Source organism: Aquiflexum sp. (genome assembly GCF_977115555.1).
In genome coordinates, this window is sequence record NZ_CDSBKL010000170.1 from 1 (window position 1) to 8,248 (window position 8,248).

Below are 8,248 nucleotides of genomic sequence, written 5' to 3' on the forward strand. Positions count from 1 at the left end.
TTGGATACTATGATATAATTTTATTAGGCAAAACAAAATTATATTCTGATTATTTACAGTTCCATAATGAAGCATTCCTAAAAAAATATACTTTTTGGGAAGACTTTAAACTTAAATCTTTCGATTCATATGGGCAATTCAGAAATTCAGGTTCAGTTTTTCCAACATATACGAAACCTACTCCCACCTTACAAATCCCTTGTTGATGAAATGTCAGATTTATTGGAAATCAGTAACGATTCGGCTTACAGGAGAATCAGGGGAGAAAAGTTTATAGACCTTGAGGAAATCAAAAAAATCAGCCAACATTTCAATGTTTCTCTTGATCAGATTTTTAATCTTCAGACCAATGCCATTGTCTTCCATGGTAAGTTGAATTCCTTCACCAAGGACAGTTTTGACGATTGGTTTGAAGATGTCCTAAAGCAGCTACAGATGTTTCACGTCCAGAAAAAGAAGCATATGTATTACCTCGTCAAGGACCTCCCACCTTTTTACCATTTATACTTTCCTGAATTGGCCTCGTTTAAATTCTTTTTTTGGATGAAATCTATCCTCCATAATGAAAGTCTGAAGAATGAGAAATTCTCTTTCAATAACCTACTCTATTATAAGCTCAAAGACACGAGTACCAAAATGATCAATTTGTTCAATCAGATTCCGACAACGGAGATTTGGAATGAAGAAGGCATCAATGTCACCATCCGGCAGATTGAATTGTACAATGATATGGGTTTGATTCCTTCACAAAAAGAATTGAAAATCTTGTATGAGCAATTATTGGAAGTAGTCAACCATATCGAAAAAATGGCGGAATTGGGTTTGAAATTTCCAATGGGAAAAGAACCCACAGCTGAAAGCGCGCCATATACCATGTATGTCAATGACTTTGTCATCGGTGACAATACCATCATTGCTGAGTTAGACAATGTACAGATTACTTACCTCAACCACAGTGTCATGTACTTTATTGGTTCTATGGATCCCAAATTCAATGAAGCCATGTTTTACAATCTCCATAACCTGATCAAAAAATCAACCATGGTCAGTACTGTCGGTGAAAAAGAAAGGATCAGATTTTTTAATAAACTGAGGAAAAAAATTGAAATCAAATTGGCAGCAATTGAGGAATGAGTGGGTGAATATTATTCATTTATCCCATTATTTTTATTTTGGGCCTTTCGTAAAAAGGAAGGGATAACATTCCCTTTTCCCAAGAATTTCTTGTTTAGATTAATTAGGCATTTTTTTAACAATCTTTTGATGTGATCAACCTTAAACTGAACTCAAATTTTCTTACATTTTGGATTCAATATTTTCAAAAACAAAAAATCTAAAAAAAGTAAAATGGAATCAGTACTTAAAAAAAGTAGATTTATGATCAAAAACTGGTGGCTTCCACTAATTGTTGGAATTATGTTCATTCTTGTAGGGGCTTGGACTATTTCTACACCGGTAAAAAGCTACATGAGCCTAGCAATTATTTTTGCGTCTTTCATGTTCGTTTCAGGTATTTTTCAATTGGTATTTTCCATCAACAACCGAAATGAAATCGACAATTGGGGATGGCATTTTGTCGGAGCGATGTTTGATTTTGTGGTTGGTGCCGTTTTGTTTTTCAACCCTGCCATTACCATGGCCGTGCTTCCGTTTATTATTGCCTTCTACTTTATGTTCAAAGGTTTTGCAACTTTCGGATTTGCTTTTGACATGAAAAAGTACGGGTCTGAAGGATGGGGATGGTTATTGGCTAGTGGCACCCTCTCTGTTATATTTTCACTGATGATTTTATTCAATCCTACTTTGGGAGGCTTGACCATAGTTTTCTTTACGGCTTTGGCTTTTTTCTCTCTTGGGCTATTTAACATCACCCTTGCTTTTGCGCTAAAAAAAATCAAGGAAAAATCAGGAGATGTCAAAGATCTTTTGGGAAATTTAAAAGAGAAGCTTTCGTAATTTCCAATGAGGTCTATCCTGAACTTTAGTCTGTTATTCCTCCTTTTCCTAAATAACCTTGACTTAAAGGCACAATCCCTTCAACCCGGTTTTGATCCAGAAGAGTACATCAAATTGATGCAGATATCATCTAGGATGTCTAAAGACAGTAGCTATTTTAGAAATATCCCAATTTCGGAACAATACCAAAGGATTTACCAATCACAGGAAATGGGATTGAAAAATCTTTGGGATCTTTGGCTAAAAAATAACGGGAAAACTGCTGTGATCAGCATCAGGGGAACCACTCAAGATCCGGTCTCTTGGCTAGGAAATTTTTATGCAGGGATGGTTCCTGCAAAAGGAAAACTTCAGATTTCATCGGATTTTGAGTTTGATTATGATTTGGCGGAAAACCCAAAAGCAGCCGTCCATATTGGGTGGCTGCTTGGTACCGCATTCTTGTCTAGAGATATACTGCCAAAGATTGATTCACTCTACAACACAGGTGTTAAAGATTTCCTTATCATCGGACACAGCCAAGGTGGTGGCATCGGGTATTTGTTGACGGCTTATTTTTACAATCTCCAAAATCAAGGGAGTTTGCCTTCAGATATGAAATGGAAAACCTACTGCAGTGCTGCCCCAAAACCGGGTAACCTTTATTTTGCATATGACTATGAATCGATGACCCAAGAAGGTTGGGCTTACAATGTCATCAATGCTGCCGATTGGGTTCCTCAAGTCCCTTTTTCTGTTCAAACCATAGATGATTTCAATCATGTCAATCCCTTCAGAAATGCTGAATCAACTATCAAAAATCAAAAATTTCCAGAAAGGATTGTGCTTAAGAGAATTTATAATCAGTTGGATAAACCTACTCGAGAAGCCCAGCGTAATTTTGAAAAATACCTGGGAAACAAAGCAACCAAATTGATCCAAAAGACCTTGCCGGAGTTTCAGATGCCGGAATTTTACAGCTCAAACAATTACGTAAGGACTGGAAACACAATTATACTTCAGCCTGATCCAGAATATTTAGAAAAATACCCTGACAATCCGGATAAAATATTCATGCACCATTTGCATCCACCTTATTTGGAATTGGCGGAAAGGACTTTTCCTATCCATAAGAAAAGCCGGATTATGAGCGACAGTACCTTCAACCTTAAGGCAACAGGAACTGAACCCTTTTGGGGTTTGGAAATAGGCGAAGAATCCATAAGGTTTAAATCAATGGTTGAAGGTTTTGAAATCTTCAACGCGCCATTAGCAGCTACAGACCCAAACCAAATGACTGATGTTTTGACATATAATTCACATACTGAATTGGGCAACATCAAAGTAGAAATTTATCCAACTGATTGTATTGATTCCATTTCGGGAGAATCACATCCTTACCGTGTCAAAGTTTCTATCAAACGTGGAATCGACAGGGAATTCAGAATTTTTGAAGGATGCGGGAAAAATTTTAATAAGGAGGATTAAAACTTATCAGATATTTTTTGGCTAAGGGCACATGCAAAAGCATTTTTTTGGCCTCTTTAAAGCAGATTTTTTTTTCATCAATTCATTGATTTTTGGGATAATTGACTTGTGAAGGAATTGGCCAAATCAATTTAAAGATGATAGTCATGAAAAAGTCTAACAATTGTCATGAAATCTATGCTTGTCAATTTTTATATTAGGACATGTGAAAAAAAAATATTGACTATGGAAACCAGCGTATTAAATATACACCATGCCTTTTCCAAAAAAGCCCTGCTTGAGGGAAGTATCAAGAAACATCAATCCGTGATAGATGATTCCAAAAACAGTATCAAGGAAATGACCAGCAATGAAAATGAAGCAAATCAGGATGAACCCGACATGTCTCAGCAGGGATTCAATTCAGAACAGATACACCGCGCAAATGCCCTTGGGGATCAGGTTAGTTTTGCCAATAAAGAAATGGAATTGCTCCAAAATATGGTTCCGACTATTGAGGACATCAATGATTCGGTAATGTTGGGAAGCGTTGTAGTCACAGACAAAGACATATTCTTTGTGTCAGCAAGCATCGAAAGAATGAAAGTCAATGGTTTTTCGGTATTCGGGCTCTCCACCAATAGCCCTTTGTACCAATCCATGAAAGGAAAAAAACAAGGTGAAAGCTTTTCTTATAAGGATTCACACTACAAAATAAGGGAAGTATTTTGAAAGGGATTTTGTTTTAAAAGTTAAATAGAAAGGCTAAACACCTAAATGTAGGTTTGATTCCTTGACACAAAGAATATCAAAAAAAGGGGGCTTAAATACCCCCTTTATCTATTTTTCAATAATTTTAATGGCATTAAGTTCAACCGGAACAGATTTCACTTTCCAAATATCATCGCAATACTCCCTGATACTCCTATCGCTGGAGAATTTCCCCATTCTCGCAGTATTCAGGATTGACATTTTTGCCCATGTTTCTTTGTCTTTGAAGGCCTCTGCTACCTTTTCCTGTGCTTCAAGGTAAGATTGGAAATCAGCAAAAAGCAAGTACTGATCATCATACATCAGAGAATCTGTCAATTCTTTGAAAATATTCACATCCAAATGTGAAAAATAGCCTGCATTGATCTGGTCAATCGCTTCTTTCAAAACGGCATTGGTATCATAATAGCCTTTAGGCCTGTACCCTTCTGCTTTGGTTTTTGCCACTTCGTCGGCTGTCAGTCCAAAGAGGAAGAAGTTCTCCTCCCCTACACATTCTCTGATTTCTACGTTTGCACCATCCAAAGTACCGATAGTTAGCGCACCATTCATAGAGAGTTTCATGTTTCCTGTTCCTGAAGCCTCTTTTCCCGCAGTGGATATCTGCTCAGAAAGATCCGCTGCAGGATAAATCTTTTGCGCATTGGTCACATTGTAATTGGGATAGAATACCACTTTCAACCTTCCGCGAACATCAGGATCGTTATTGACAACTTCCCCTACTGAATTGATTAGCTTGATAATCAACTTGGCTTTACGATATCCTGGGGCAGATTTTCCGGCAAAAATAAAAGTTCGGGGCACTACTTCCATGTCCGGATTTTTCTTGATCTGATTGTACAGCGCAATCACGTGAAGGATATTCAAATGTTGTCTTTTATATTCATGAATCCTTTTCACTTGAATATCAAACATGGATTCAGGATCTACTATGATCCCCAATCTCTTTTGGATTTTCTTGGCAAGGGCTTTTTTCTGATCTAATTTCACCTTCATCCAAGCCTCTTGGAATTTGGGGTCATCAGCATATTTTTCAAGTCCTCTCAGCTCTTCCAAATCCTTGATCCATCCCTCTCCGATTTTTTCGGTAATGAGTTTGGTCAGATTAGGATTGCTCAGTACTATCCACCTCCTAGGAGTCACTCCGTTGGTTTTGTTGCTGAATTTTTCCGGAGAAAGTTCATACCAATCGTGCAATACCGTTTTCTTCAATAAATCAGAATGAAGGGCGGCTACACCGTTGATTGCATGACTTCCAAGACAGGCAAGATTGGCCATCCTGACATGTTTTCGCTTACCTTCTCCTATCAATGATAGGCTACTGATTTTTTGGTTATCCCCAAAAAACTTTATGGTTACAAAATCAAGAAACCTTCTGTTGATTTCATATATCAGTTCAAGATGCCGTGGCAATACCGAACCGAACAGCTCCAAATCCCATGTTTCAAGGGCTTCCGGAAGTAAAGTATGGTTGGTATAGGCAAAAGTCTTTGTGGTAATGTTCCAAGCTGTTTCCCAATCCAAAAGATGCTCATCCATCAGTAATCGCATCAGTTCTACTACCCCTATCGCCGGGTGGGTATCATTCAATTGGACTGCGAATTTTTTGTCAAAATCTTCAATCTTCTCTGCCTGATTGAGGTGGATATTGATCATATCCTGCAATGAGCAAGAAACAAAAAAGTACTGCTGCTGAAGTCTCAATATCTTTCCTTCCCTTTGTTCATCATTTGGATAAAGGACTTTACTGATGTTTTCACAAATGATTTTTTGGTTTACAGCATTGCTGTAATCACCGGCATTAAATGATTGAAAATCAAATGAATGTGTCGCTTCAGATTTCCAAAGCCTTAAAGTATTAGCAGTGTTGACTTTATAACCTAAGATCGGGGTGTCATAGGCAACACCTTTTACGACAAGGTCAGGAATCCAATTGCTGCAAAACTTTCCGCTTCGGTCTATATAATGCTGTATGTGCCCTCCGAGCTTCACATCATAACTCAATTCCCTTCTTGCAATTTCCCAGGGGTTACCTCTCCTCAGCCAGTTATCGGTATCTTCCACTTGCCATCCATCTCTGATGTCTTGTTCGAAAATTCCAAATTGGTACCTGATACCATACCCGATAGCAGGAACCTCCAAAGTAGCCAGAGAATCCATATAACAGGCGGCAAGTCTCCCCAATCCACCGTTTCCCAATCCCGGCTCAACTTCTTTTTCTATCAACCAATCCAAGTTCAATCCCAATTCCTCACAAGCTTGCTCCACTTCACGGTAGATTCCAAGATTGATGAGGTTATTGGCTAAGTGCGGGCCAAGTAAATATTCAGCAGAAAGGTAAGCTACTATGCGCTCTTTACCCTGAATATATTGTTTGACAGAGGCGACCCATCTTTGTAGCAATCGGTCTCTCACCGCATAAGACAAAGCCATATAATTGTCATTCCTGGTTGCGATTTCAGGATATTTTCCTTGTACATAAAAAAGGTTATTCGAAATCGCTTTTTTTAAAGTCTCCACAGAAAGTCCGGTTCTGGCGTCCTCTGTTAAAATAAACGGCCTATCGGTCGCTGGCAATGTTTTTTCATCCGTCCCCGATTTTGATGGGGTAATTTTGCTATTCTTTTTCATTTATTTTTTTCATTTCTTAAAGTCATATCAAGCCCGAAAGTTAATCAAAACTTTCTAATCTAGCCTAAACCAAACTTATGTTACAATTTGGGTACAAAAGTATCATAAAATCGATAATCAGAATTGTCAAAAAACCAATTTGATTGTATCTTGTCGAATTATTAAGTAATCAATTCAAAATGAAAAACACCCAAAAGGGATCACTGTTTGTTACTTTATTTTTGGTAACCATTGGATTCCTCCCAAGCTGTCAAACCAAAACCAACAAAGATGAATTGATCGTAGATGATGCCATGTTCGAGATGGAGGAAACCGATGAATCCGATGGCCATACTGCATTAAATTCCCTTGACTTTTTGGGAATCTATAAAGGTATTCTTCCTTGTGCCGATTGTGAGGGAATTGAAACCATTATTGAGTTGGGAACAGGCAATTCCTACTCAAAAAAAGCCACCTACCTTGGCAAGGAAAATCAAAATGTCATAGAATCATCAGGAACCTTTACATGGAATGATGCGGGGAACACCATCACTTTGACAAATGAGGAAAGTCCAAACCAATATTTTGTCGGAGAAAATGTACTCTTTCACCTGGATTTGGAAGGAAACAGAATTTCAGGCGATTTAGCCGATAAGTACCAATTGGTAAAAGAATAAATAAAAATAAAAATCAACCTACCCTTTACAAAACCTTAATTATGAAAAGAATATTAGTTTTTGCATTTATCATCTTGGCTGCTGCATGTTCTCCGGCTACCAAAATCACAAGATCATGGACAAGTCCGGATAAATACCAAGGAGGATATAACAACCTATATGTTGCGGCCATCATCGGTGATGTGACCAAAAGACAGACAATAGAGGACGACGTAAGGTCAAAATTATCCAAATTGGGTATCAGATCTACCACAAGCAGTGCGACTATCCGTCCAAATTTTTGGATGAGTACAGATTTGGATAAAAATGCCATGATGAATGTCGTGAACCAAAACGGACAGGACGGTATCATGACCATGACTTTGATAGATGTACAGGATGAGCAGCGCTATATCCCCGGAGCCATGATGATGGGTGGACCTATGATGATGGGTGGTCCTGGATGGGGAATGGGAGGAAATTTCGGTGGATTTTGGGGTATGAACCATGGCATGATGATGACTCCGGGCCATATTGTCAACGACAGAAGGTATTTTATCGAAATCAATGTATATGATGTCAAATCAGAACTTTTGGTTTGGTCAGCCCAATCGAAAACGCTAAATCCTACTTCAATGGAAAAATTCTCTTCGGAATTTGCCCAAGTGGTATTGGAAAGAATGCTTGAGGAAGGTGTAATTAGAAAGCAATAGAATTCTAAAATTGGATTTAAATCCCGGTCAAGGTAACAAAATCCTTTTGACCGGGATTTTTTTTATTACTCATTTGGGAAAATTACTTTTGCCCAG

General features: G+C 38.1%; 7 protein-coding genes. 6 read left to right on the forward strand and 1 reads right to left on the reverse strand.

Translation table 11 applies throughout. The annotated features are described in order from the left end of the window. Positions 1-129: 129 nt before the first annotated feature. The 4 genes from ACZFYI_RS11290 (at position 130) to ACZFYI_RS11305 (ending at position 4,134) form a co-directional block, all read left to right on the forward strand. Positions 130-1,134 (forward strand): helix-turn-helix domain-containing protein, encoded by a 1,005-nt coding sequence (locus ACZFYI_RS11290; protein WP_462524233.1) that lies wholly within the window; start codon positions 130-132, stop codon positions 1,132-1,134. Between the two features lie 282 nt (positions 1,135-1,416). Further along, on the forward strand, positions 1,417-1,956 hold the full coding sequence (locus ACZFYI_RS11295; RefSeq protein WP_462524234.1) for an HdeD family acid-resistance protein: 540 nt from the start codon (positions 1,417-1,419) through the stop codon (positions 1,954-1,956). A gap of 117 nt (positions 1,957-2,073) precedes the next feature. Next, entirely contained in the window at positions 2,074-3,423 is a 1,350-nt protein-coding gene (locus ACZFYI_RS11300) for a lipase family protein (protein WP_462524235.1), read from the forward strand. Positions 3,424-3,648: 225 nt separating this feature from the next. Next, positions 3,649-4,134, forward strand: a complete 486-nt coding sequence (locus tag ACZFYI_RS11305; protein WP_462524236.1) for a hypothetical protein — start codon at positions 3,649-3,651, stop codon at positions 4,132-4,134. A 108-nt stretch (positions 4,135-4,242) separates the two neighbouring features. Here ACZFYI_RS11305 and ACZFYI_RS11310 read toward each other — a convergent pair whose 3' ends face one another. Next, positions 4,243-6,804, reverse strand: coding sequence for a glycogen/starch/alpha-glucan phosphorylase (locus ACZFYI_RS11310; protein ID WP_462524237.1), 2,562 nt, complete (start codon positions 6,802-6,804; stop codon positions 4,243-4,245). Positions 6,805-6,983: 179 nt separating this feature from the next. On the opposite strand from ACZFYI_RS11310, the gene ACZFYI_RS11315 reads away from it, so the two are divergent. Next, positions 6,984-7,460: a copper resistance protein NlpE gene (locus tag ACZFYI_RS11315; RefSeq protein ID WP_462524238.1), complete on the forward strand. Its 477-nt coding sequence runs from the start codon at positions 6,984-6,986 to the stop codon at positions 7,458-7,460. Between the two features lie 41 nt (positions 7,461-7,501). After that, a complete protein-coding gene (locus ACZFYI_RS11320; protein ID WP_462524239.1) occupies positions 7,502-8,152 on the forward strand; it encodes a hypothetical protein in 651 nt (216 codons plus the stop codon). Positions 8,153-8,248: the final 96 nt, after the last annotated feature.

Bases quoted from the DNA above. Each gene is read 5' to 3' on its own strand.
- ACZFYI_RS11290 (WP_462524233.1), top strand. From the start codon at position 130: ATGGGCAATTCAGAAATTCAGGTTCAGTTTTTCCAACATATACGAAAC.
- ACZFYI_RS11295 (WP_462524234.1), top strand. From the start codon at position 1,417: ATGTTCATTCTTGTAGGGGCTTGGACTATTTCTACACCGGTAAAAAGC.
- ACZFYI_RS11300 (WP_462524235.1), top strand. From the start codon at position 2,074: ATGCAGATATCATCTAGGATGTCTAAAGACAGTAGCTATTTTAGAAAT.
- ACZFYI_RS11305 (WP_462524236.1), top strand. From the start codon at position 3,649: ATGGAAACCAGCGTATTAAATATACACCATGCCTTTTCCAAAAAAGCC.
- ACZFYI_RS11310 (WP_462524237.1), bottom strand. From the start codon at position 6,804: ATGAAAAAGAATAGCAAAATTACCCCATCAAAATCGGGGACGGATGAA.
- ACZFYI_RS11315 (WP_462524238.1), top strand. From the start codon at position 6,984: ATGAAAAACACCCAAAAGGGATCACTGTTTGTTACTTTATTTTTGGTA.
- ACZFYI_RS11320 (WP_462524239.1), top strand. From the start codon at position 7,502: ATGAAAAGAATATTAGTTTTTGCATTTATCATCTTGGCTGCTGCATGT.